Genomic DNA, 22,920 nt, shown 5'->3' with positions numbered 1-22,920 from the left:
CGGTAATGCAGAAGATCAAGAAAGCCGTCTTCCCGGTGGCTGGGCTAGGCACCCGTTTCCTGCCCGCCACCAAGGCCAGTCCCAAGGAAATGATGCCGGTGGTGGACAAGCCACTGATCCAGTACGCGGTGGAAGAGGCAGTCGCTGCGGGCGTCGAGCAGATGATCTTCATCACTGGCCGCAGCAAGCGGGCAATTGAAGACCATTTCGACAAAGCCTATGAGCTGGAAGCCGAGCTGGAGATGCGCGGCAAGGAGGCCACGCTGGCCCTGGTGCGCGACATTCTGCCCAAGGACGTCAGCTGCATCTATATCCGCCAGCCGGAAGCGCTGGGGCTGGGGCATGCGGTACTGTGTGCCGAGCCTGCCGTTGGTAACGAGCCGTTTGCCGTGCTGCTGGCGGATGACTTGCTGTACTCCGCGAACAAGCCCGTGCTCAGCCAGATGGTCGAGGTGTTTGCCCAGCGGGAAAAATCGGTGGTGGCGGTGCAGACGGTGGCGCGCGAGGAAACCCGCCAGTACGGCATTGTGTCCGGCCATACCGTGGCGGATGACCTGATGCGGATTGATGGCATCGTGGAAAAGCCGCACCCGGACCAGGCGCCGTCGAACCAGGGCGTGGTGGGCCGCTACCTGCTGACGCCCCGCATTTTCCATCACCTGCGCCGCATCCCGCGCGGGGCAGGTGGTGAACTGCAGCTCACCGATGCCATTGCCGCCTTATTGGATGAGGAGGCGGTGTTTGCCCATCATTTTGAAGGGGTGCGCTATGACTGCGGCTCCAAGCTTGGCTACTTGCAAGCCACCGTGGAGCTGGGCTTGAAACACCCCGAAGTCAGTCAGGCTTTTGCCGCCTTTCTGCAACAACATCATTCCGGAGCAGCCTGATGCTGGCAATCATTGGTGGCAGTGGCCTCGGCCAGTTGCCTAATCTGACCATTACCCATCGCAAAGTGGTGCGTACTCCGTATGGTGAGCCCTCCTGCGGCCTGACGTTTGGCACCCTCAACGGTTGTGACGTGGTGTTTCTGGCCCGTCACGGCTACGGGCACACCCTGCAACCACATGAAATCAACTATCGCGCCAACATCTGGGCGCTGGCCGACCTCAAGGTAGAGCGGATTTTTGCGGTAGGCACGGTGGGCGGGATCCGGGCCGATCTGGTACCGGGCACGCTGGTGGTACCGGACCAGTTGATTGATTACACCTTTGGCCGCTCCAGCACCTTCTTTGAGGGCGGGGCGGGTCCGGTGACGCATCGGGACTTCACCGAGCCATATTGCGCTACGACCCGTCAGTGCATCCTGCAGGCAGCAAGCCGCCAGGGTGAGGTGGTACTGGATGGCGGGACCTACGCGGTGACGCAAGGCCCAAGACTGGAAACGGCGGCTGAAATCCGGAGGCTGGAGAGCGATGGCGCCGACATGGTTGGCATGACCGCCATGCCGGAAGCGGTGCTGGCCCGTGAGCAGGATATTCCGTACGCCGCGCTGTGCGTGGTGGTGAACCATGCCGCTGGCAAGGGCAGCAGCCAGCAGCACATCGACTTTGACCAGGCGGTGTCCACCATGGATGTGGCCATGCCCAAAGTGTTGTCCATTCTGGCGGCGACCGTGGCAGTGGCGGCTCGCCCTTGACCGAATGGGCGGCAAGGCCGGCCTGACGGTGTCGGGCGGGGGAAATGGCTGGAAATACAGACGCTGGGAGGCTGTCATGCCGTTGCGGGATGTCATTCTGGGGGAGGGGGCGCAGGTGTTCCAGCCGGAGCTGGTCAACCTGTACCAGTGCAGTATTGGCGCGGGAAGCCGGGTCGGCCCCTTTGTCGAAATTCAGCGCGGGGTGGTGGTCGGGGCGAACTGCAAGGTGTCCTCCCACAGCTTTCTGTGTGAGGGCGTGGAGCTGGAGGACGGCGTGTTCATTGGGCATGGTGTCATGTTCACCAATGACCGCTACCCTGCTGCGGTAAATCCGGATGGTGCACTCAAAGGGAATGCAGACTGGGCGCTGGAACGGACGCTGGTCAAGGCGCGTGCTAACATTGGCTCAGGGGCGACCATTCTGCCCGGGGTGGTCATCGGGGAAGGGGCGCTGGTGGGGGCGGGGGCAGTGGTGGTGGCCGATGTGCCGGACCATGCCGTCGTCGTGGGCAACCCGGCCCGTGTGATCGGCGATACGCGCGACAAGGATGCACAATGATACGTGTGGGTGTCATCGGCTATGGCTACTGGGGACCCAATCTGGTCCGCAATTTTGTCGAATGTCCGGACAGTGACGTGGTGGTGGTGTGCGACAGCAACCCGGCGCGTCTGGCCTTGCTGCAGCGGCGCTATCCCCAGGTTGAGGTGGTGCAGGAGGTTGAAGCCCTGCTGCAGCGGGCTGACCTCGATGCGGTGGTGATTGCCACTCCGGCGTCCACGCACTTTGAACTGGCGATGCGGGCACTGAAGGCGGGCAAGCATGTGCTGGTGGAAAAACCGCTGACGGAAACCAGCGAGCAGGCGCAGCAACTGGTGGCGATGGCCAGGCAGCAGCAGCGGCTGCTGATGGTGGATCATACCTTCATCTTTACCCCGGCCGTACAGCGCATCAAGCAATTGATGGATGCTGGCGAGCTGGGCGATGCCTATTACTACGATTCGGTGCGGGTCAACCTGGGCCTGTTCCAGCAGGATGTGAACGTCATCCACGATCTGGCAGTGCATGACTTCGCCATCCTGAACTACCTGTTTGATGCGGAATTCCATACGGTTTCTGCCTCCGGCGTCAGCCATGTACCGGGCCGGGCGGAAAACATGGCCTTTGTGACCCTGTATGGCAAGGACCGTTTTATTGCCCACATCAACGTCAACTGGATGGCCCCGGTCAAGGTGCGCCGGGTGATGATTGGCGCCAGCCGCCGAATGGTGGTGTACGACGATATTGAAGCCACTGAAAAGATCCGGCTCTATGATGCCGGGGTGGACCTCGCTGATGAAGACCCCAAGCAGCAGGCCAAGCTGCTGTACCGTATGGGTGACGTGCTGATTCCCAACCTGCCAGCGGTGGAAGCGCTGGCGCAGATGGTGTCCCATTTCTGCCGCTGCATCCAGGACGGGCAAACGCCGGTGACTGACGGGGTATTTGGTCAACGGGTGGTTACCCTGCTGGAAGGGGCGACCCAATCCATGGCTGCTCACGGACAACCGGTTACCCTGAGGACTTGAACATGGTTCCTTTTCTGGACCTGAAACGCCAATACCAGCCCATCCGCGCGGAGATTGATGCGGCGGTGGCTCGGGTATTCGACGATACCGACTTCATTCTGGGCAAATCGGTCGCTGCATTTGAGGCGGCTTTTGCCGCCAGCTGCCACAGCCAGCATTGCGTGGCCCTCAATTCCGGTACCAGCGCCCTGCATCTGGCCCTGCTGGCCGTCGGGGTCCAGGCCGGAGATGAAGTCATCACCTCACCCAGCACCTTTGTCGCCACTGTGGCCGCCATTGACTATATCGGTGCCCGTGCCGTGCTGGTGGATATTGACCCGGTGTCCTATACGCTGGATCCAGCCCTGCTGGAGGCCGCCATTACCCCTCGCACCAAGGCGATTGTGCCGGTACACCTGTACGGGCAGACCGCGGATCTGGCACCGATCATGGCCATTGCCAAGCGGCACGGGTTACCCGTGGTGGAGGATGCGGCGCAGGCACATCTGGCCTTGTATCAGGGCAAGCCAGCGGGCAGCTGGGGCGAGATTGGCTGCTTCAGCTTTTACCCGGGCAAGAACCTCGGGGCAGCGGGCGAGGGCGGCGCCATTGTGACCAATGATGCCGAGCTGGCCGCAACCATCCGCATGTATCGCGATTGGGGCCAATCCGAGAAGTATCATCACAAGCTCAAAGGCTTCAACTATCGCATGGACGGGGTTCAAGGTGCGGTGCTGGGCGTCAAGCTCCCGCATCTGGCCGCCTGGACGCAGGCACGGCAGCGACATGCTGCCCTGTATCGAGCGTTGTTGCAGTCGCTGCCCGGGGTGCAACTGCCCGCCGAGATGGCCTGGGGTAGCCCGGTATACCATGTCTACGCCATCCAGGTGGCGGAGCGTGACCGGGTCAAGCAGCAGCTGCAGGAGCGTGGGGTGCAGACCGGTATTCACTATCCGATCCCGGTGCATCTGCAACCGGCGTATGCCGATCTCGGTTATCAGCGTGGCGATTTCCCCCTGGCGGAGGCGCTGGCCGAGCGGACCCTGTCGTTGCCGATGTTTGCCGAGTTGACCGAGGACGAAGTGCGCGAGGTCGCCACCGCACTGCAGCAGGTGGTGGCTGGCTGAGATGGCCAGCACGCTGGTCTTTCTGGGGAGCAAGCCGCTGGGCCTCAAGGCCTTGCAGGTCCTGCATGCATGCCAGCCCGAGGCCATTGCCAGCGTGATTACCCTGGCGGACGCCGAAGACCCGCGCTCGGCGCTGGCCGGTTTTCAGGCCTTCTGCATGCAGTGGCAGCTGCCGCTGGTGGTGGCGGCCAAACCGGCCGAAGCTGAAGCGGCGCTCTGCCAGTTGCAGCCGGACTGGTGCGTGGTGGTCGGCTGGTACTGGTTGCTGAAGCCTCACACCTTGCAGCAGGTGCGTCATGCCTGCCTGGGCGTGCACAATTCCTTGTTGCCACGCTACCGGGGCAGCGCCCCCTTGGTGTGGGCCATGCTGGCGGACGAGCCCGAGGTCGGCATGAGCCTGTTCAGCTTTACCGAGGGCATGGACGATGGCCCGTTGTGGCATGCCGTGTCGACGCCGCTGTCCAGCCAGGACACCATTGCGACCGTGCTGGCAAGGCTGGAGCACCTGATCGAGCCCCTGCTGCAGGAGTGCATTCCGGGCATCCTGAACGGGACGTGGCATGCCAGCGAGCAGGATGAGACGCAGGCCAGCTATTGTGCGCAGCGCCTGCCTGCCGATGGGCAGATAGACTGGCAGCAGCCTGCAGCTTACCTTGACCGCTATATTCGCGCGCAGTGCCATCCCTATCCCGGGGCGTTTACCTGGCTGGGTGAGGACAAACTGATCATTCAGCAAGCGCGCCTGTTTCCGCAGACGTATTACGGCAGTGCAGGACAAGTGGCCCGACTGACGCCGGAGGGTGTCTATGTGATTTGCGGGGACCACCGGGCCTTGATTGTGGAGTCGGTGACCTTGAAAGGGGAAACCCTGGCGGCACGCGACGTGATTCGTTCCATTGGAGTACGCTTTCCATCATGACTGAACAGGCATCGACAGGTTTTCATTCCATTCTGGTCACCGGCGGGGCCGGTCTGGTGGGCTCCACCACCATTGACATGCTGCTGGATGAGCCCGACTGCCAGCGTATTGTGATTCTGGACAATATGGTGCGGGGGACCCGTGCCAACCTGCAACGCGCGCTACAGGACCCCAGGGTAGAACTGGTCGAGGGCGATATCCGCGATGCTGACCTGGTGCAGCGGCTGACGGACGGCATGGACGCCGTGATCCACATGGCGACCTTGCGGATCACGGCTTGTGCGGAACACCCGCGCGAAGCGTTTGAGGTAATGTGTACCGGCAGCTACAACGTGGTCGAGGCAGCGCAACGGGCAGGGGTCAAGAAACTGGTGGCGGCTTCTTCCGCCTCCATCTACGGGCTGGCGGACCAGTTCCCGACCACCGAGGCGGCGCATCCTTACCAGAACCGTACCTGGTACGGTGCCACCAAGATCATGCTGGAAGGCTTGCTGCGCTCCTTCAATGACATGTACGGCCTGCCTTATGTGGCGCTGCGCTACTTCAATGTCTACGGCCCGCGGATGGACATTCATGGCAAATACACAGAAGTGCTGATCCGCTGGATGGAGCGCATTGAGCGTGGCGAGCCGCCCCTGATCTTTGGTGACGGCAGCCAGACCATGGACTTTGTCTATATCGACGATATTGCCCGTGCCAACCTGCTGTCGATGGTCAAGCCGGTGAGCGATGAAGTGTTCAATGTGGCCTCCGGTACCGAAACCAGCCTGCGGGAGCTCGCGCTGGCCTTGATGGATGTCATGGGGCGGCCGGACCTGCAGATTGAGTATGGTGAGGAGCGCAAGGTGAACCCGGTACCGCGCCGTCTGGCCGATACCCGCAAGGCAGAGCAACTGCTGGGCTTTACCGCACAGACCGGGCTGCATGACGGCTTGCGCAAGCTGGTAGCCTGGTGGCGCGCCCAGCGGGAGGCCGCATGATTCCCGTTGCCAAACCCTGGCTGGCCGATGCCGAGGCGCAGGCGGCGACCGAGGCCGTATTGTCGGGTTGGGTGACACAGGGGCCACGGGTAGCCGCATTTGAGGCTGAATTTGCCCGTCAGGTCGGTGCAGCCGATGCGTGTGCGGTGGCCAACTGCACGGTGGCCTTGCATCTGGTGATGACGGCGATGGGTATTGGGCCGGGGGACGAGGTCATTACCGTCAGCCACAGCTTCATCGCGACGGCCAATGCCATTCGGCAGACCGGGGCTACCCCGGTGTTTGTGGACGTGGATGATGCCACCGGCAATATGGACCCGAAGCAAGTGGCCGCCGTGCTGACCCCGCGCAGCAAGGCTTTGCTGGTGGTGCATCAGGTCGGCATGCCGTGTGACCTGGCGGCCCTGCTGCCGCTGGCTGAGCAGCATGGTCTGCTGCTGATTGAAGATGCGGCTTGCGCCATTGGCAGTGAAATCCTGTGGCAGGGACAATGGGAGCGCATTGGTCGCCCTCATGGCCACGCAGCATGCTTTTCCTTTCACCCCCGCAAGGTGGTGACCACGGGCGATGGTGGCATGATTACCACCCGTGATCCGGCCTTGCTGGCGCGTTGCCGCCTGTTGCGCCAGCATGCCATGTCGATACCGGATACGGTGCGGCATGCCGCCAGTCAGGTGGTGTTCGAACATTACCCTGAGGTCGGCTTCAACTACCGGATGACCGACATTCAGGCTGCGGTCGGGCTGGCCCAGCTCCAACGCCTTACGGCCATTATTGAACGCCGGCGGGCGCTGGCCGCCTGCTATCGCACCCAGCTGGAAGCCGCTGGCTGGGGTCAGCTGCTGCCGGTCGAGCCGGCTTGGGCGCGCAGCAACTGGCAGAGTTTCTGCATTCGCCTGCCTGAGCAGACCGATCAGCGCGTGTTCATGCAGGCCATGCTGGATGCCGGGATTGCGACCCGGCGCGGCGTGATGTGCATACACCGTGAACTGCCGTATCAGCAGCCGTGTGTATCGCTTCCGGTATCGGAAGCGATTCAGGACCACGGCGTTATTCTGCCGCTCTACCATCAGTTGACCGAGGATGAGGTTGCGCTCATCGTCCGCGCCATCGTGACCAACCTGCAAGAGGTCTCATGAAAGTCCTGTTCTACGGCCCGCAATGTACCCCCACTGGCGCTGGCGCCTATGCTTATCAAAATATCCGCGATGCCCTGCTGCACCTGGGCTGCGAGATGGTCGACTTTGATTACCTGACGCAAAACCGGCTGTTGGGCAAAGAGGAAGCCAATCGCCGTCTGGCCGCCATGGTGGAGGCAGAACGTCCGGACATCTTCTTCCACATGATCGTGGAAGACGAGCTGGATGTCGGGCTGGCCGAGCAACTCAAGGCCCGGCCAGACCTGCTCAGCATGGTCTGGTTCAGTGACGACGAATGGCGGCTGGCGCACTCCATGCAGTGGGTGGCGCACTACAACGTGGCGTTCACCACCTCGCCCGATGCCATGCCGCATTACCAGCAGCAAGGGCATCAGCATGTGGTGCTGACGCCTTATGCCTGTAACCCGCGCCGCTATTACCCGGTGCAACAGGACAAATGTTACGACGTGACCTTCGTCGGGCAGGCCTACAAGGGACGCCCGGAGCTGATCAAGGCCCTGCTGGATGCCGGTATTCAGGTCCAGGTATGGGGCCAGGGCTGGGAGGCCTTCCCGGCGCTGCGCGGTGTCGCGCATGGTTTCTTGCCGCATGATGACATGCTGGATGTGTTTGCCCGCTCTCGCATCGTGCTGGGCATGGCCTGGTGCTCTGGTGATGGGGTGACACCGCAGATCAAGGGGCGCACGTTTGAATATCCGGCATGTCGGGCCTTTCAGATCACCAGCCCGAACCCGCACCTGAGCCGTTATTTTCAGCCGGAAGAAATGGTCAGCTATGAGGATGTGGATGACCTGATACGGAAAATCCGTTATTACCTGCGACATGAGGAAGAGCGGGAGGCGATTGCCGCCCGTGCCTTGCGCCGAGTTCAGGCCGAGCATACCTGGGAGAAGCGCTTTTTGCAGGCGTTTGCCGAGCTGGCCCAGCGCGGGATGAACAAAGGCAAGCCACTGCCCCTGCTGCCTCATGTGCCGGTACCGGCGGCGGTGACTGCAGCGTCTGCGCCACGGGTGTCGGTGGTGTGCTTTGCCTATAACCAGGCGGATTACATTGAACAGACCATCCAGTCGGTGCTGAATCAGACCTGGACCGATCTGGAGCTGGTGGTGCTGGATGATGGTTCCACCGATGCCACACCCGATATTGTGCGCCGTTACCAGAGTGATGCCCGCCTGCGCTATGTGCGTCAGGACAACATCGGGCAGAGCATGAATGCCTTTGATGAGCTGAATAACCGCACGGTTGCGCTGTCCCGGGGCGAGCTGGTGGCCTTCATTGGTGGCGATGACACCTTTGAACCCGATGCGGTGGCCAGCCGGGTAGCGGTGTTTGATCGCATGCGGGATGTGGAGGTGGTGTTCTCGGACGGCCATTTCATGGACCCGCAGGGGCAGCTGTTACCCGGTGGTTTCCGTTTCCCCGATTCGCTCAGTTTCACCCCGCACACCTTGCTGCGCACGCTGTTCAAGATCAACCTGGTACCGCACCCCGGCGTGATGATGCGGCGGAGCACCTTTGACCGCATGGGGGGCTTCGAGACCGGTTTTGCGCCTGACTACCAGTTCTGGCTCAAGGCCGCGCCCTACTGCCGTTTCCACTACATCGACCGCAAGCTGTTCCGCTACCGGCATCACCCCAAGAGCGCCTCGACCGGCAACAACAACCGAACCTTACCGGAGACCTTGCGTCTGCTGTCCGAAATTCGGCCACGCTTTACCATCGTCGACCTGTACCCGGAGCTGCTCGCGCAAGCGGATGCCGATTTGCTGTATGCCGCCTATGTGCATTTTGGCTGCACCATGGCTACGGCCAATATCCCGGTATACGCGCTGGCCATGCAGGAATTCATGACGGCGCTGGAGCATTACCCGCAAGGGGTTGAAGCACTCAATAACACGGCTGTGATGGCTGCCTTGCTGGGGCAGACTGAGGATGCCCGGCATCTGTGGCAGCAGCTGAGCACCATTACCCAGCGGCCGGAGGTGGCCACCAATCTGCAGCAGCTGCAGCAGGGCGGGAGCGACTACCAGCTGATGACCGTGCCGGAAGGGCACCGTTTCCTCAAGCTGTTGGAGCAGGGCAAGGTTGAGGAGCAATCGTCCGGACGGGCGCGCCAGGTGTTGCCGCGTGTCTCGGTCATCATCCCGACCAAGGACCGGCCAGCCTTGTTGTGTCAGGCCTTGCTGTCACTACAGGGGCAGCGTTTTAAGGACTTTGAAGTCATTATCGTCAACGATGGTGGTGTCAGTATTGAGTCCATGCTGGAACTCTATCGCAAGAAGCTGAGCCTCCAGTACGTCTCCCTGCAGGGCGGCGGTGGTCCTGCCTTGGCACGCAATCGGGCCCTGGCCCTGGCGCAGGGTGACATCATCACCTATCTGGATGATGACGATGTATACCGCCCGGACCACCTCGATGTGGTGGTTAAGGCGCTCGACGAGCATGACGGTGACTTTGTCTATACCCAGTCCAATTATCGACTGCTCCGTACCGAAGAAGGGCGGACGGTCGAGGCGGGGATAGAGGACCTGTTTGGTCACCTCAGCTTCAGCCGTGATTTGCTGCTGCTGCGAAACTTCATCCCGACCCCGACCTGGGCGCACCGCCGCAGCCTGATGGACAAGATGTCCGGGTTTGACGAGCAACTCGATATCCTCGAAGACTGGGACTTCCTGCTGCGCGCCAGCGCCGTCACCAGCTTCAAGGCGCTGCCCAACTACACGGTGTTCATCAGCAAGGATGCGGGGCGCACCGATCACCTGCTGCAACGTTACGTGCAGCGTCAGCATGAATTTGTGTTGCGCATCTACGCCATGCACCCGGTCAGTAGCCCGCAGCTACAGCGCTTGCGGACCGTCTTTACCAGCGCCATGCAACCCGAGCTGAATGTAGACCCGGCGCAGCTGGCCATCAACAGCGTGCACGACCCCAAGGAGCTGCCGGCTTATCGGGCCTGGCTGGGGCGGCGGGACTTGCAGGAGGTAGATGCTCAGGCGCATGCCGAGCGCATGCTGCTGAAGTGGGGCAAGCAATGGCGCTTTGCCATGCTCATGGTGGTATCACAAGCGCAGATGAGCGTGCTGGCCGATACCATTGATAGCCTGCAGCAACAGCTCTACAGCCACTGGCAACTGATTGTGCTGTCTGACCAGTCCGCACCTGACCCGGTCTTCGAGCACAGTGAAAACCTGGGCTGGTTGACGCTGGACACGCTGGAAGACGAGGAACTGCTGACCACGGCGGTCAATGGCGTCCTGTCCATCCTGCAAGCGGACTGGGTCGCCTTGTTACCCGCCGGGGTGCGGCTGGCGCCGCATTGCTGCCTGCTGCTGGGGGACCGGCTGTTGCTGCAGCCGGATGCCAAGGCCCTGTATGTTGACCATGACGAGATCAACATTATGGGCCTGCGCTCCCGGCCACAGCTCAAGCCCGAATTCAACCTGGACATGCTGCGCTCGCAGGATTACATCGGCGGTGCCGTCTGGTTCGAGGTCGCAAGCACCCTGGCCCTGGGGGGCTTCCAGGTGTACCCGGGGGCCATGAGTTACGATCTGCTGTTCCGGATGTATGAGCAGCATGGCGCATCGGCCATGGCCCATGTGCCGGAACTGGCACTCACCTATCCGTTCGACGTGCTGGTACCACCACTGCAGGCCGCGGCCCGGCAGGTGGCGGTGCAGTCCCATCTGGCGCGGCTGGGCATTGCGGCACAGGTCGCCGAGGGCATGCTCGAAGGCACGCAACGGGTAATTTACCAGCATGCTGCGCAGCCGCTGGTGTCGATCATCATCCCGAACCGCGACAAGCTTGAGTTTCTGGAACCCTGCCTGGAAACCCTGCTGGGCAAGACCGCCTACCCGAATTACGAAGTCCTGATCATTGATAACCAGAGCAGTGATCCGGATGTGCTGGCCTACTACCAGGCCATCCAGACCCGGACGGCAGGCAAGGTGCGGGTGGTGGCCTACGATCACCCGTTCAACTTCTCCGCACAGTGCAATCTGGGGGCTGATGAGGCACGCGGTGAATACCTGCTGATGCTGAACAACGACACCGAGATCGTGCAGCCCGAGTGGCTGGACCGCTTGATGGTGCACGGCCAGCGCGAAGAGGTGGGTATTGTCGGGGCGCGGCTGCTGTATCCGGAGCAGGCCACCATTCAGCACGCCGGGGTCATCCTTGGCATGGGAACGGTGGATGGCGTGGCCGAGCACCATTCCTTGCGCGTCTCCTCCAAAGCACCGGGACAGCTGAATCGTCTGCAGGTTGACCAGGCGTATTCCGCAGTCACCGCCGCCTGCATGCTGATCCGCAAGTCGGTATACCAGGCGGTAGGCGGGATGGATGCTGAGCAGCTCTCCACCCTGTATAACGATGTTGATTTGTGCCTGAAGGTGGGGCGAAGTGGCCAACGGATCATCTGGACGCCATTTTCCACCGTGGTCCATCATGCCAACCAGTCGGTTGGCCAGCACCCAGACCCAGCCAAGCTGGCTGTCGCGATTACCCGGGCGAACCAAGAGCGCGCGGTGACACTGACCCGCTGGCGGGATGTGCTGGCGCATGATCCTGCACACCACCGCCTGTTCAGCCTGGGGCGGACAGATCTGATACCGGATACGCAGTTCCCGCTGTGCTGGGAACCCGCCTTCCGTGACCGTGCCAAGATCATGGGGCTGCCTCTGACCGGCGGCAGTGGCGAGTACCGGGTCAAGCAGCCGTTCCAGGCCTTGCAAAAGGCGGCGCTGGCGCACTGCGAGCCCTATCAGCCCAATCGCATGCCTTCGGTGATCGAGTTGACCCGGCTGATGCCGGACACCCTGGTGGTACAGAATGCCCTGTCGGATGAGCATGCCAACATGCTCAAGCTGTATAAGGAGCACGTGCCGGAGGTGTTCCGGGTGCAGATGCTGGACGACCTGCTCTCCGACATCCCGGAGCAGAGCAGTGCACGGGCCTTCTTCCAGCGCCATTGGCGTGATGCCAAGACCCGCTTGCGCAAGACCTTGAGTTATTGCGACCGCTTGGTGGTGACCACAGAGCCCCTGCGGGTTTTTGCGGCGGATATGGTGGAGGACATTCGCATTGTCCCGAACTGCCTTGGCAAGGACGACTGGCTGCACCTGGAGAGCAAGCGACGGGTAGGGCGCAAGCCGCGCGTAGGCTGGGTGGGAGCGCAGCAGCATGCAGGTGATCTGGCCTTGATTGAAGAGGTGGTGAGCCGTACCGCGCACGAAATCGAGTGGGTGTTCATGGGCATGTGCCCGGAGTCGATGCGCAAGCATGTTGCCGAGACGCATCTGGAGTGGGCCGCTTTTGCCGATTACCCGGCGAAGATGGCCTCGCTGAATCTGGATCTGGCCATCGCCCCGCTGGAGGTGAATGCCTTCAATGAGGCCAAGAGTAATCTGCGGCTGCTGGAATACGGCATGCTGGGCTGGCCAGTGGTGTGTACCGACATCCTGCCCTACCAGACCAATGCAGCACCTGTCTGCCGGGTGGCGAACGACCCGCAAGCCTGGCTGGAGGCCATCCGCGCCCGCATATATGACCTTGATGCTGCCGCGAAGGAAGGGGATCGCTTGCGGGCGTGGGTACGCCAGCACTATATGCTGGAAGACCATCTGGACGCGTGGCTGCAGGCCTTGGTGCGCTGATGGCGACGGCCGAAGAGATCATCGCCACCCTGCAGCAGTGGTTTGCAGAAGGGGTGGCGCTGCAGCACGCTGAGCCGTTACAAGCGGCACAACGCTATCAGCAAATCCTGGCGGTGGCGCCTTTCCATGGTGACTCGTGGCACAACCTGGCCTTGGCCTGGCAGGCATTGCGTGACTGGCCGGCCATGCTGGCAGTTCTGAACGAGGCCTTGCAAAAGCTGCCCGCTGAGGCACGCCTGCTGCGCTTGCGGGCGGAATGCCATAGTTTGATGGAACAATGGGCACTGGCCTTGCAGGACCTGCAAGCGGCCTCACAACTGCAAGCGCTGGATGTGCGTGCATTGTGCCTGCAAGGCCATGTGGCGCAGTCGCTGGAGCGCTATGACCTGGCGTTTACCGCATTTGAGCAGGCCATGCAGCTGCAGCCGTCTGACCCGCTGCCAGTCTGCCGCATGGCGGCGCTGTGCGTGGAGTTGGGGCAGTATGAAGATGCCTTGTCAATGGCGCAGCATGCCGCGCGGCTGGATCCGCTGGCTGCGGAACCCTTGCTGCAGCAGGCGCTGGCGTGCAAATTCCTGGATCGTTGGGAAGAGGCCGAGCAAGGGTTGCGACAGGCCTTGCAGCGCAAGCCTGACGAAGCCGGTTTATGGTGTGATCTAGGCATTGTGCTGCATGGCATGGGGCGCTTGCCGGAAGCTGAGCAAGCGTTTGATGCTGCCTTGCAGCGCGACCCAGGCCACCCGCTCGGCCGCTGGAACCGCAGTCTGGTACTGCTGGCGCAGGGCCGCTATCAGGAGGGGTGGCCGGAATACCAGTCGCGCTGGCGCGCCGCCATCAATGGCCAGATGCCAGCCTATCCGTTTCCGCTATGGCAAGGGGAGCCCTTGAGCGGTAAACACCTGCTGGTACATGGCGAGCAAGGGCTGGGCGATTGTCTGCAGTTCATCCGCTATCTGGCGCCGTTACAGGCCATGGGGGTTCAGCTGAGTCTGCACATGCCGCTGCCGCTGCATGCCCTGTTTCGCCTGCAATGGCCCGATATTTCAGTGTCCGCGCAGGACCCGGTCGCGGCGGACTACCACATTCCACTGATGGACCTGCCGGCACGGCTGCTGCAGGACCGCCCTGAACCCCTGAAGCAGATTCCCTACCTCCGCGCAGACCCGCGACAGCTTGCATCGTGGCAGCAGCAATTGTCCGCTTTGCCGGGCCGTAAAGTCGGGTTGGTATGGCAAGGCAGCCGCCGGCAAGGGCATGCCCGCTCAGAGTGGCTGGATGCCCGTCGCAGCCTGCCGCTGGCGCGCCTGCATGCGGCTTTGTCTGCCATTCCCGGCATCAGCTGGGTCAGCCTGCAGAAGGGTTATGGCAGTGAAGCCCGTCTTGCATGGCAGCCCCATTGGCCAACAGAGGATGCGGCTGCCCGCTTTGATGACTTTACCGATACGGCAGCCTGCCTGACCCAGCTGGACCTGCTGATCAGCGTGGACACCTCCGTGGTCCATCTGGCGGGTGCCTTGGGGGTACCGGTCTGGATGCTCAACCGCTTTGATGGCGATTGGCGCTGGGGCGCACACGAAGCAGATGTGACATGGTATGCCACGGTACGCCAGTATCGGCAGGTGGCCATAGGCGAGTGGGACCAGCCCTTGCAACGCCTGCAGGACGATTTGCGCCGCTGGGTACAGGGTAGCTGAAATTTTTTTGCACTGAGCCCTAAAGTTCTCCCAGCCCCTGTCCGATATAGCCTCTGAAGGCCCAAGTTGATACGTGCCTTAACAGGATGTGCCAGCCAGGGTGCTGGGTAACCAAGGAGTAAATATCATGGCATTAGTCGTCAATACCAACGTTGCGTCGCTGAACGCCCAGCGCAACCTGGCTACCAGCAGCTCGCAACTCGCAACATCACTGCAACGCTTGTCTTCCGGCCTGCGCGTGAACAGCGCCAAGGATGATGCAGCCGGTCTGGCCATTGCTGCTGGCCTCACCTCGCAAATTCGCGGCAACCAGCAAGCTGTGCGTAACGCCAACGACGGCATCTCGCTGGCGCAAACGGCGGAAGGCTCGCTGGGCCAGATCGCCAGCAACCTGCAGCGTATCCGTGAAATCGCGGTTCAAGCCGCCAACGGCTCCATCAGCGATACCAACCGTTCGCAGCTGCAGAAGGAAGTGGACCAACTGACGCAGGAAATCTCGCGTATCGTGTCCACCACCGAATTCAACGGTCAGTTGCTGCTGTCGGGTAGCTCGGGTCTGACCTTCCAGGTAGGTTCGCAAGGCGCGGCCAACAACCAGGTGTCGATCAGCTCGGCTTCGCTGAGTCTGGCCAGCTCCTACGCCAACTCCTCCGGTATCGGGGCATCTGCTGTCGCAACCGGTGCAGCCGCTGGCCTGAACACTTTCAACACCAGCCTGACGGCTGCAGGTGTGATTAGCGTGTTGACCTCCGGTGCGGCTTCCGCCAACATTGCAGCTCTGGATGTGGATATCGCTACGATCTCCAACTCCCGCGCTACCTTCGGTGCCATCCAGAACCGCTTCGAGGCAGTGATCTCCAACCTGCAGAACTACGTGGAAAACATCACGGCGTCCCGCAGCCGGATTCAGGATGCGGACTTCGCCCTGGAAACCTCGCAACTGACCCGGAACCAGATTCTGCAACAAGCGGGTACGGCGATTCTGGCCCAGGCCAATACGGTACCGCAGTCTGCCCTGTCGCTCCTGCGTTAAGCCGGAAACAGACCTTCGGGTATCGCCGAGACCGCCTGAGCGCGTGTCTCGGCGTTTTCGCTAGGAGTGGTGAACATGGAAATCGGAAGTGTTCAAGCCATCAAGGTGACTTCACCTCAGCTGGATACCGTGGCCAAGCCTGCGGTACAGCCGGTGCAAGCCAAAGGGGCACGTGCAGGTGCTGAGGCGACCCAAACCCAGCTGGCGACAGACCGCGCACAAGATGCCAAAGCCGGCAAGGGCAGTGAAGCGGTGCAACGCCCGCTAAGCGAGGTGGTGGAAGAGGTCAACAAGACCATCCAGCAACTGGCACGCTCACTGGAACTGTCCATTGACAAAGATACCGGCACCACGGTGATCAAGGTCAAGGACAAGGATACGGGCGAAGTCGTGCGGCAGATTCCGTCAGAGGAAATGCTGGAACTGGCCAAACGGCTGGATGAGTTTAAAGGTTTGCTGACTTCGCAGAAGGTTTGAGGCAAGATCAGCCTAACAGGTATTGAGGGGTAGCATCATGGCCATTACATCTTCTGGCGGTGTGCTGGATGTCGGTGGGCTGGTTGAACAGCTGGTCACACTGGAGCGCCAGCCCATTGCGGGCTTGAAGAGCAAGCAGCAGAAAATCAACAGCAAGATTTCTGCGCTTGGCATGGTCAAGGCCGACCTGTCTGCCCTGCAGACCGCGTTAAGCAACCTCAAGGGTACCTCAAGTCTGTCTCTCAGCAAGGCCACCAGCAGTGATACCAATGTGGCCACCGCCAGTGGTAATGGTAGTGCCCCCGCGGGTAATTACAGTCTGTCAGTTACCAAGCTGGCCCAGTCCAACAAGCTGATTACCAAAGCGGCGGATGGCTACGCCAGCAAGACCAGTACCATAGCTAACACGGCAGGTACCCTGTCGCTCAGCTCCAGCGGCAATACGTTCTCGGTTACCCTCGCGACGGATTCGACACTGGAGCAGATTCGTGATGCGATCAACTCCAGCAGCAGCAATACCTCCATAGTGGCGTCCATCATCAATGATGGCAGCAACTATCGCTTGAGCCTGGCGGCCAAGGATACCGGGGCCTCGTCCGGCATTACCGTCAGCAAGACCAGTGGGGGTACCGCACTGGACAAGTTCACCACCACTGCGAGCGGTTACGATACGGTGCAGGTGGCGCAGGATGCCGAGTTCAAGGTGGATGGCATCAGCTTTACCCGCACCAAGAATACGTTTGATGACGTGATTGAGGGGGTCTCCCTCACGCTGAAATCTGCGGATGCCACAACACCCAAGACCAGCACGATTTCCGTCACAAAAGACCTGGATGGTATCAAGGCCAGGGTGGGTGCGTTTGTGGATGCCTACAACAAGCTGCTCGCCACTACTTCAGATCTGCGCAAAAAGGGCGGCACGCTCGAGGCTGATAACACCGTCCTGACCATGCACCAGCAGTTGCTGGATGTATACAACACCCCGGCCAGTATCAGTGGTAACAGCTATACCAATTTGAGCCAGATCGGGATCAGTTTTCAGAAGGATGGCAAGTTGTCGCTCGACGCTGCCGCCCTGGAGAAGGCTGTCAACGAGAAGCCTGCTGCGGTGCAGGAGCTGTTTTCGGACAGTACGCAAGGGTTTGCGACGCGACTGTACAACAAGGCTAAGGACATGTTGACCACCGGTGGTCTGTTGTCCGCGCGCTCCGACGGCTTGTCCAGCATCGTCAAGGATACCCAGAAGCAGATTGACCGGATCGAAGACAGGCTGGTGACCCTCCGCCAGCGTTATACCGCACAGTTCTCCGCGCTGGATGCCGGCTTGGCCCAGATCCAGCAAGTCAGCAACTTCCTGGCCAAGCAGCTACGCTGATCCGTGGCATGATGTACACTGGCTGGCGTGGCCTGTACTGCGAGGGCGGCCTGTTGCAAACTGCTGATGAATACGGCTTGATGAGGAAAGTACAAGCATGATTGCCCGAGGCCTGGATGCCTACCGTAGTGTGGATGTGGATTCGGCGATCCTCTCGGCGTCGTCCGTTGAGTTGATTGTGATGCTCTACGACGGCGCGATGACGGCCATTCAACGTGCCAAAGGTGAAATCAACCAGAAGAATTACGCCGCCAAGGCGGCCTTGATTTCACGCGCGGTAGCGATTGTTGCGGCACTGCGGGATGCCCTGAATGAGCCGCAGGGTGGCGAAATCGCCATCAATCTGAAAGACCTCTACCTGTACATGGAACAGGCCTTGATGGAGGCAAACCTCAATAACAGTATTGAGCGACTGGATGAGTGCCATCGCCTGCTCTCCGAGCTGCACGAAGCCTGGGCCATTCTGGCCAAGTCGGATCTGGCGCGCAGTGCCCAGGCTGCCAAGACCGATGGGACGTCGACCATCAGCTACGGCAAGGTTTGAACGTGACCGAGCCTACTCCGTTGACGCTGGAGCAACTCGAAAATCTGGTCAGCCGTTTGCTGGAAGCCGCACGTGGCGAAGACTGGGAATCAGTGCATGAGCTGTTGCCACAACTGGTGACCCCGCTGGTGGATGACACCACTGCGCCCGCCGTACAGCAGCGTATCCAGTCCCTGCAGCAGGCATTGTCGCAGCTGGAGCCGGTACTCCGCGCGCGCATGCGCATCCTGCAGGACGATTTGGGGGCGGTGAACGTGGCCCAGCGTGTCAATAAAGCCTATAACCCAGGCTGAACCTGTCCGCCTGGACAGGCGGATTGCATCCCGTTTGCGGCCGGTCAACATTTCGCCCCCAAAATCCTGAAAACATGGCACGATAAGGCTTACCGCCAAGCCGTCAGTTTTTTCGGAGAGTCCTATCGTGCATGCCATCCTGGCCGTGTTCCGCCCAGCTGAATGGGTGATTTCCCGTTTGCGCTTTGCCAACAAGTTCTGGTTGATCGAAGCCGTATTCGTTGCGCCCATTGTGTTGCTGCTGTTGATGAACCTGGGGGTCTGGCAACCCGAGGGCATGATGCGCACGCTGGTCTTGCTGATGGTGATCGGCTTTGTGCTGCTGGGCGGCTATCTGTTTACCGGGGCGACACTCTCCATCCGCAAGGCGCTGAATCAGCTGGTGGATGACACCCGGCAGCTGGCCGATGGTCAACTGGGCTCGCGGGTCGCGCTGGAAGTGGACGACGAGCTGTCGGATGTGGCGGCCTCCTTCAACAAGATGGCCGGCAATATGGCGGACGTGATTCGTCAGGGGCAGCAAATGCTGGCTGAGGTATCCGTCGCCTCCGAGCAACTGGCCAGCGCCAATGAACAACTGTCAGAAAGCGCGGAAACGCAAAGTGAGGCAGCGTCCTCCATGGCGGCAGCTGTCGAGCAGATCACCCAGAGCATCGCCAGTGTTGCAGATTATGCCGTGCAGGCCGACGGGCTGGCGCGTAATGCGCAGCAAGTTTCTGCTGAAGGTCAGACCGTGGTGCTGGCTTCGGTGCATGAAGTCGAGCAGATTGCGGCGGTGATGGATGAAACCTCGCGTACGGTGAATCAGCTGGGAGAAAGTTCAGCCCAGATCACCCAGATTCTGGGGGTGATCCGTGAGATTGCCGACCAGACCAATTTGCTGGCACTGAATGCCGCCATTGAAGCGGCACGTGCAGGTGAAGTCGGCCGCGGTTTTGCCGTGGTGGCAGATGAAGTGCGCAAGCTGGCGGAACGTACCAGCGCGGCGACCGGACAGATTGGCGGCATGATCAACGAGATCCGCCATGAAACCGAGCGGGCGGTGGCCTGCATGCAAGATGGTAACCAACGTCTGCAGGAGGGCGTGCAGCTGGCGCGGGAGGCTGGTGAAACCATGGAGCGCATCAAGTCAGGCGCCACGGATGTGGTGCGCACGGTGAGCGATATCGCGGCGGGCAGCATGGAGCAGCGCGCTTCCAGCAATGAGCTGGCACAGAATATTGAAACCATTGCGGAGAAGGCGGGTGAGAACGCCGACTCGGTCAAACGGGCCCGTGTGGTTTCACAGTCTTTGCAAAAAGAAATGCGCGCGCTCAATGCGGTGCTCAGCCGCTTCAAGGTAAGCTGAGCGGTATTGAGCGATAGAAACACAGGATGAGGCCGACCAAGCCGGATCGAGTCCTGTGGTTGGAGTGGTGGTGGTGTCTGAGCGTATTGCTGTTTCGTCCCAAGCCGTACCGGCGTTGATCGACCCCTTTGGGCGTCGCATCGACTACCTGCGCCTGTCAGTTACAGACCGCTGCGACCTGCGCTGCAATTACTGCATGCCCAAGGATTTCAAAGGCTATGAAGAGCCGTCGCACTGGCTGACCTTTGACGAAATCACCCGACTGATGTCGGTGTTCACCCGGCTGGGGTTGCGTCGTATTCGCCTGACGGGCGGCGAGCCGCTGCTGCGCCGCAATCTGCCGCAACTGGCGGGGCAGCTGGCGGCCTTGCCAGGTCTGCAAGACCTTTCCCTCTCCACCAATGCCACCCAGTTGGCCCGCCATGCCGTCGCGCTGAAGGCAGCTGGGGTCAGCCGCGTCAATGTCAGCCTGGATTCACTGGAGCGCGCCTGTGTCGAGCAAGTGGTGGGCCGTGATGTGCTGTCGCAAGTGATGGAGGGGCTGCAGGCTGCCAAAGCCGCCGGGCTGACGCCAATCAAGCTCAACATGGTCGCCATGAAGGGCGTTAACGAGCATGAGATTGAAACCATGCTCGCCTTCTGCATCGAACACGGTTTCATCCTGCGGCTGATTGAGGCGATGCCAGTGGGCGATACTGGCCGCAACACCGCCTATCTGGACCTGGAATCAGTACGCCAACGCCTGCAAAGCCGTTTTGATCTGGTGCCGCAGGCCGCCGAGCTGGGCGGTGGCCCCGCCCGCTACTGGCAGACGCGGGATGGCCGCGGGCAGGTGGGTTTCATTACCCCCATTTCCCAGCACTTCTGCGCCACCTGCAACCGGGTGCGTTTGACGGTGGATGGGGTGTTGCACCTGTGCCTGGGGCAGGAAGACCGGGTGGAATTTCGACCGCTGCTGCGCGGTGGTGCCAGCGATGCCGAGCTGGAAGCGACGATTCGCCATGCGCTGACCCTCAAGCCCGAGCGCCATGAGTTCCGCGAAGCACCGGGCAAGGTGATCCGTTTCATGTCGCAGACCGGAGGCTAAGCGGGTGGCGTATCCGGCGGTATTGGGGCTGGTGGGCTGGTCTGGCAGTGGCAAAACCCAGTTGCTGGAGCAGCTGCTGCCGCTGCTGCAGCACGCCGGGCTGCGGGTGAGCGTCATCAAGCACAGCCACCACGATGTCACCTTGGAGCCGCCGGGGAAGGACAGCGCCCGCGCCCGAGTGGCCGGGGCGCAGCAAGTGCTGCTCAGCTCACCTTGGCGCTGGGCCTTGGTGAACGAGCTGCGTGGTGCGCCGGAGCCGGAATTGCCCGAGTTGCTCACCCGACTGGACCCGGTGGACTTGGTACTGGTGGAGAGTTTCAAGCGAGGCCAGCACGCCCGGCTGGAAGTGTGGCGCCCGGCGCTTGGCAAGCCGCCACTGTACCCGGAGGATGCTGGTATTGTGGCGGTGGCCTCGGATATCCCGGCGGCGGCAGGAGCCACCTGCACCTGGCTGGATCTCAATAACCTGCCGCAAATTGCAGCTTGGCTGCTGCAGCAGTACCAGGCTGGCGCCTGGTCCTATAACCCCTGAGCAATGGATAAAACGGTGGCACAAGAAGGTAAAGCAGGCCTGATGCAGGTGAGTGAAGCCATAGCCCAGTTGCTGGCAGCGGTGAAGCTGCCGGAGCTGACTGAAACGGTGTCGCTGCTGGACGCGGATAACCGCGTGCTGGCGGTCGATGTCAAATCCGGCATGGACGTACCCGGCTTTGATAACAGCGCGATGGATGGCTATGCGCTCTCTGCCGAGGCGGAGGCAGGGGCGGTGTTTACCGTCACCCAGCGCATTGCTGCCGGACAGGTCGGGCAGCCGCTGCAGCCGGGGGAGGCTGCACGCATCTTCACCGGTGCGCCAGTGCCACCCGGCACGGTGGCGGTGGTGATGCAGGAGCATGCCAGTGAAGAGGGCGGGCAGTTACGGCTGAGCCAACCCGCGCGCGCCGGACAACACATTCGCCGCCGCGGGGAAGACATCGCTGCCGGGCAAGTGGTGGTGGCGGAAGGCGAGCGGCTGCTGCCCGCGCAGCTTTCGCTGATTGCCTCAATTGGCGAGCCGCTGGTTACGGTATACCGCAAGCCCAGCGTCGGCCTGCTGTTTACCGGTGATGAACTCATTGAACCCGGCCAGCCCCTGCCGCCGGGTGGCATCTACAACTCCAACCGCTACGCACTGAGCGCCTTGCTCAAGCGTCTGGGCTGCGAAGTGACGGACCTGGGACAGGTGCCGGACCGGCTGGATGCCACCCAGGCTGTGCTGCGCGAGGCCGCCGGGCACTATGATGTGCTGATCAGCAGTGGCGGAGTGTCGGTGGGAGAGAAAGACCACGTCAAGGCTGCGCTGCAAACGCTGGGTGAGCTGCACCTGTGGCGGCTGGCGATGAAGCCGGGCAAGCCGCTCGCGTTTGGCCGGATCGGGGCCACCCACTTTGTTGGCCTGCCGGGCAACCCGGTGTCCAGCTTTGTCACCTTGCTGATGGTAGTACGCCCCTTCCTGCTGGCCTTGCAAGGGCAACGACACGTCACCCCGCAGCCGCAGACCCTGCCTGCGGCCTTTAACTGGCCGCGACCGGACAAGCGGCGCGAATTCCTGCGCGCCCGCATCAATGGTGATGGCCAGCTCAGCTTGTTCGACAATCAAGGCTCTGGCGTGATGACCTCACTGGCCTGGGCCGATGGACTGGTCGAGCTGCCGCCGGAAACCGTGGTACAACAGGGCGACAGGGTGCGTTATTGGCCGCTCTCCACCCTGTATTGAGCCGGCTTGTGCCGGACTGGAAGACAAGATGAAAACCCTGAAACTATTGTACTTTGCCCGCCTGCGAGAAGAGTTCCAGCGGGCAGAAGAAAGTGTGGTGCTGCCGGATACGGTGGCTACCGTCAACGATCTGGTGGCCTGGCTGGCCAGCCGGGGCGGCGTGTGGCAGGAAGAATTCAGCGGGCAGAAGCTGTTCCGCGTGGCCATAGATCAAGTACTGGCCGACGGCAGTGCTGTGCTGCCTGCGCAGGGTGAGATTGCCCTGTTCCCGCCGGTGACCGGGGGTTAA

20 protein-coding genes are annotated in these 22,920 nt (G+C 61.4%); all 20 read left to right on the top strand.

The genetic code is table 11. The features are described from left to right. The first annotated feature begins 5 nt into the window (after nucleotides 1-5). The 20 genes from galU (at nucleotide 6) to moaD (ending at nucleotide 22,920) form a co-directional block, all read left to right on the top strand. Complete coding sequence (galU, locus tag ACE3O2_RS14550; RefSeq protein ID WP_374338679.1) at nucleotides 6-887, top strand: UTP--glucose-1-phosphate uridylyltransferase GalU; 882 nt, start codon at nucleotides 6-8, stop codon at nucleotides 885-887. Then, nucleotides 887-1,636, top strand: coding sequence for an S-methyl-5'-thioinosine phosphorylase (locus tag ACE3O2_RS14545; RefSeq protein ID WP_374338677.1), 750 nt, complete (start codon nucleotides 887-889; stop codon nucleotides 1,634-1,636). The genes galU and ACE3O2_RS14545 overlap by 1 nt, the downstream gene beginning before the upstream one ends. A 76-nt stretch (nucleotides 1,637-1,712) precedes the next feature. Then, the gene (locus ACE3O2_RS14540; RefSeq protein ID WP_374338675.1) at nucleotides 1,713-2,195 is read left to right on the top strand and encodes an acyltransferase; all 483 of its coding nucleotides are present in this window, start codon (nucleotides 1,713-1,715) and stop codon (nucleotides 2,193-2,195) included. Then, on the top strand, nucleotides 2,192-3,202 hold the full coding sequence (locus tag ACE3O2_RS14535) for a Gfo/Idh/MocA family protein (RefSeq protein WP_374338673.1): 1,011 nt from the start codon (nucleotides 2,192-2,194) through the stop codon (nucleotides 3,200-3,202). Before ACE3O2_RS14540 ends, ACE3O2_RS14535 begins: the two co-directional genes overlap by 4 nt. Nucleotides 3,203-3,204: 2 nt before the next feature. Continuing rightward, the gene (locus ACE3O2_RS14530) at nucleotides 3,205-4,308 is read left to right on the top strand and encodes a DegT/DnrJ/EryC1/StrS family aminotransferase (RefSeq protein WP_374338671.1); all 1,104 of its coding nucleotides are present in this window, start codon (nucleotides 3,205-3,207) and stop codon (nucleotides 4,306-4,308) included. 1 nt (nucleotide 4,309) lies between these two features. Further along, entirely contained in the window at nucleotides 4,310-5,227 is a 918-nt protein-coding gene (locus ACE3O2_RS14525; RefSeq protein ID WP_374338669.1) for a methionyl-tRNA formyltransferase, read from the top strand. Continuing rightward, complete coding sequence (locus ACE3O2_RS14520; protein ID WP_374338667.1) at nucleotides 5,224-6,207, top strand: NAD-dependent epimerase/dehydratase family protein; 984 nt, start codon at nucleotides 5,224-5,226, stop codon at nucleotides 6,205-6,207. Before ACE3O2_RS14525 ends, ACE3O2_RS14520 begins: the two co-directional genes overlap by 4 nt. Then, nucleotides 6,204-7,346 (top strand): DegT/DnrJ/EryC1/StrS family aminotransferase, encoded by a 1,143-nt coding sequence (locus tag ACE3O2_RS14515; protein WP_374338665.1) that lies wholly within the window; start codon nucleotides 6,204-6,206, stop codon nucleotides 7,344-7,346. The genes ACE3O2_RS14520 and ACE3O2_RS14515 overlap by 4 nt, the downstream gene beginning before the upstream one ends. Beyond that, entirely contained in the window at nucleotides 7,343-13,024 is a 5,682-nt protein-coding gene (locus tag ACE3O2_RS14510) for a glycosyltransferase (protein WP_374338663.1), read from the top strand. Before ACE3O2_RS14515 ends, ACE3O2_RS14510 begins: the two co-directional genes overlap by 4 nt. Further along, a complete protein-coding gene (locus ACE3O2_RS14505) occupies nucleotides 13,024-14,718 on the top strand; it encodes a tetratricopeptide repeat protein (protein ID WP_374338661.1) in 1,695 nt (564 codons plus the stop codon). Before ACE3O2_RS14510 ends, ACE3O2_RS14505 begins: the two co-directional genes overlap by 1 nt. 127 nt (nucleotides 14,719-14,845) lie before the next feature. Then, a complete protein-coding gene (locus ACE3O2_RS14500) occupies nucleotides 14,846-15,751 on the top strand; it encodes a flagellin (protein WP_374338658.1) in 906 nt (301 codons plus the stop codon). Between the two features lie 75 nt (nucleotides 15,752-15,826). Beyond that, complete coding sequence (locus tag ACE3O2_RS14495; RefSeq protein WP_374338656.1) at nucleotides 15,827-16,228, top strand: flagellar protein FlaG; 402 nt, start codon at nucleotides 15,827-15,829, stop codon at nucleotides 16,226-16,228. Nucleotides 16,229-16,265: 37 nt separating this feature from the next. Beyond that, entirely contained in the window at nucleotides 16,266-17,603 is a 1,338-nt protein-coding gene (fliD, locus tag ACE3O2_RS14490) for a flagellar filament capping protein FliD (RefSeq protein WP_374338654.1), read from the top strand. A gap of 97 nt (nucleotides 17,604-17,700) precedes the next feature. Further along, nucleotides 17,701-18,147: a flagellar export chaperone FliS gene (gene fliS / locus ACE3O2_RS14485; protein WP_374338652.1), complete on the top strand. Its 447-nt coding sequence runs from the start codon at nucleotides 17,701-17,703 to the stop codon at nucleotides 18,145-18,147. A gap of 2 nt (nucleotides 18,148-18,149) precedes the next feature. Continuing rightward, a complete protein-coding gene (locus tag ACE3O2_RS14480) occupies nucleotides 18,150-18,440 on the top strand; it encodes a flagellar protein FliT (protein ID WP_374338650.1) in 291 nt (96 codons plus the stop codon). A 127-nt stretch (nucleotides 18,441-18,567) separates the two neighbouring features. Beyond that, nucleotides 18,568-19,788 (top strand): methyl-accepting chemotaxis protein, encoded by a 1,221-nt coding sequence (locus ACE3O2_RS14475; RefSeq protein ID WP_374338649.1) that lies wholly within the window; start codon nucleotides 18,568-18,570, stop codon nucleotides 19,786-19,788. Nucleotides 19,789-19,861: 73 nt separating this feature from the next. Continuing rightward, nucleotides 19,862-20,875: a GTP 3',8-cyclase MoaA gene (moaA, locus tag ACE3O2_RS14470; protein ID WP_374338647.1), complete on the top strand. Its 1,014-nt coding sequence runs from the start codon at nucleotides 19,862-19,864 to the stop codon at nucleotides 20,873-20,875. Nucleotides 20,876-20,879: 4 nt separating this feature from the next. Next, the gene (mobB, locus tag ACE3O2_RS14465; RefSeq protein WP_374338645.1) at nucleotides 20,880-21,407 is read left to right on the top strand and encodes a molybdopterin-guanine dinucleotide biosynthesis protein B; all 528 of its coding nucleotides are present in this window, start codon (nucleotides 20,880-20,882) and stop codon (nucleotides 21,405-21,407) included. 15 nt (nucleotides 21,408-21,422) lie between these two features. Continuing rightward, complete coding sequence (gene glp, locus ACE3O2_RS14460; protein WP_374338643.1) at nucleotides 21,423-22,631, top strand: gephyrin-like molybdotransferase Glp; 1,209 nt, start codon at nucleotides 21,423-21,425, stop codon at nucleotides 22,629-22,631. 28 nt (nucleotides 22,632-22,659) lie between these two features. Next, a complete protein-coding gene (gene moaD, locus ACE3O2_RS14455; protein ID WP_374338641.1) occupies nucleotides 22,660-22,920 on the top strand; it encodes a molybdopterin converting factor subunit 1 in 261 nt (86 codons plus the stop codon).

The sequence above is a fragment of the Leeia sp. genome, from assembly GCF_041909055.1.
Classification (GTDB): Bacteria; Pseudomonadota; Gammaproteobacteria; order Burkholderiales; family Leeiaceae; genus Leeia; species Leeia aquatica.
The sequence above is the reverse complement of the archived record's forward strand: the minus strand, read 5'-3'. Positions and strand labels throughout refer to the sequence as shown.

Coding starts and splice junctions, on each gene's coding strand:
- galU (WP_374338679.1), top strand. CDS start 6: ATGCAGAAGATCAAGAAAGCCGTCTTCCCGGTGGCTGGGCTAGGCACC.
- ACE3O2_RS14545 (WP_374338677.1), top strand. CDS start 887: ATGCTGGCAATCATTGGTGGCAGTGGCCTCGGCCAGTTGCCTAATCTG.
- ACE3O2_RS14540 (WP_374338675.1), top strand. CDS start 1,713: ATGCCGTTGCGGGATGTCATTCTGGGGGAGGGGGCGCAGGTGTTCCAG.
- ACE3O2_RS14535 (WP_374338673.1), top strand. CDS start 2,192: ATGATACGTGTGGGTGTCATCGGCTATGGCTACTGGGGACCCAATCTG.
- ACE3O2_RS14530 (WP_374338671.1), top strand. CDS start 3,205: ATGGTTCCTTTTCTGGACCTGAAACGCCAATACCAGCCCATCCGCGCG.
- ACE3O2_RS14525 (WP_374338669.1), top strand. CDS start 4,310: ATGGCCAGCACGCTGGTCTTTCTGGGGAGCAAGCCGCTGGGCCTCAAG.
- ACE3O2_RS14520 (WP_374338667.1), top strand. CDS start 5,224: ATGACTGAACAGGCATCGACAGGTTTTCATTCCATTCTGGTCACCGGC.
- ACE3O2_RS14515 (WP_374338665.1), top strand. CDS start 6,204: ATGATTCCCGTTGCCAAACCCTGGCTGGCCGATGCCGAGGCGCAGGCG.
- ACE3O2_RS14510 (WP_374338663.1), top strand. CDS start 7,343: ATGAAAGTCCTGTTCTACGGCCCGCAATGTACCCCCACTGGCGCTGGC.
- ACE3O2_RS14505 (WP_374338661.1), top strand. CDS start 13,024: ATGGCGACGGCCGAAGAGATCATCGCCACCCTGCAGCAGTGGTTTGCA.
- ACE3O2_RS14500 (WP_374338658.1), top strand. CDS start 14,846: ATGGCATTAGTCGTCAATACCAACGTTGCGTCGCTGAACGCCCAGCGC.
- ACE3O2_RS14495 (WP_374338656.1), top strand. CDS start 15,827: ATGGAAATCGGAAGTGTTCAAGCCATCAAGGTGACTTCACCTCAGCTG.
- fliD (WP_374338654.1), top strand. CDS start 16,266: ATGGCCATTACATCTTCTGGCGGTGTGCTGGATGTCGGTGGGCTGGTT.
- fliS (WP_374338652.1), top strand. CDS start 17,701: ATGATTGCCCGAGGCCTGGATGCCTACCGTAGTGTGGATGTGGATTCG.
- moaD (WP_374338641.1), top strand. CDS start 22,660: ATGAAAACCCTGAAACTATTGTACTTTGCCCGCCTGCGAGAAGAGTTC.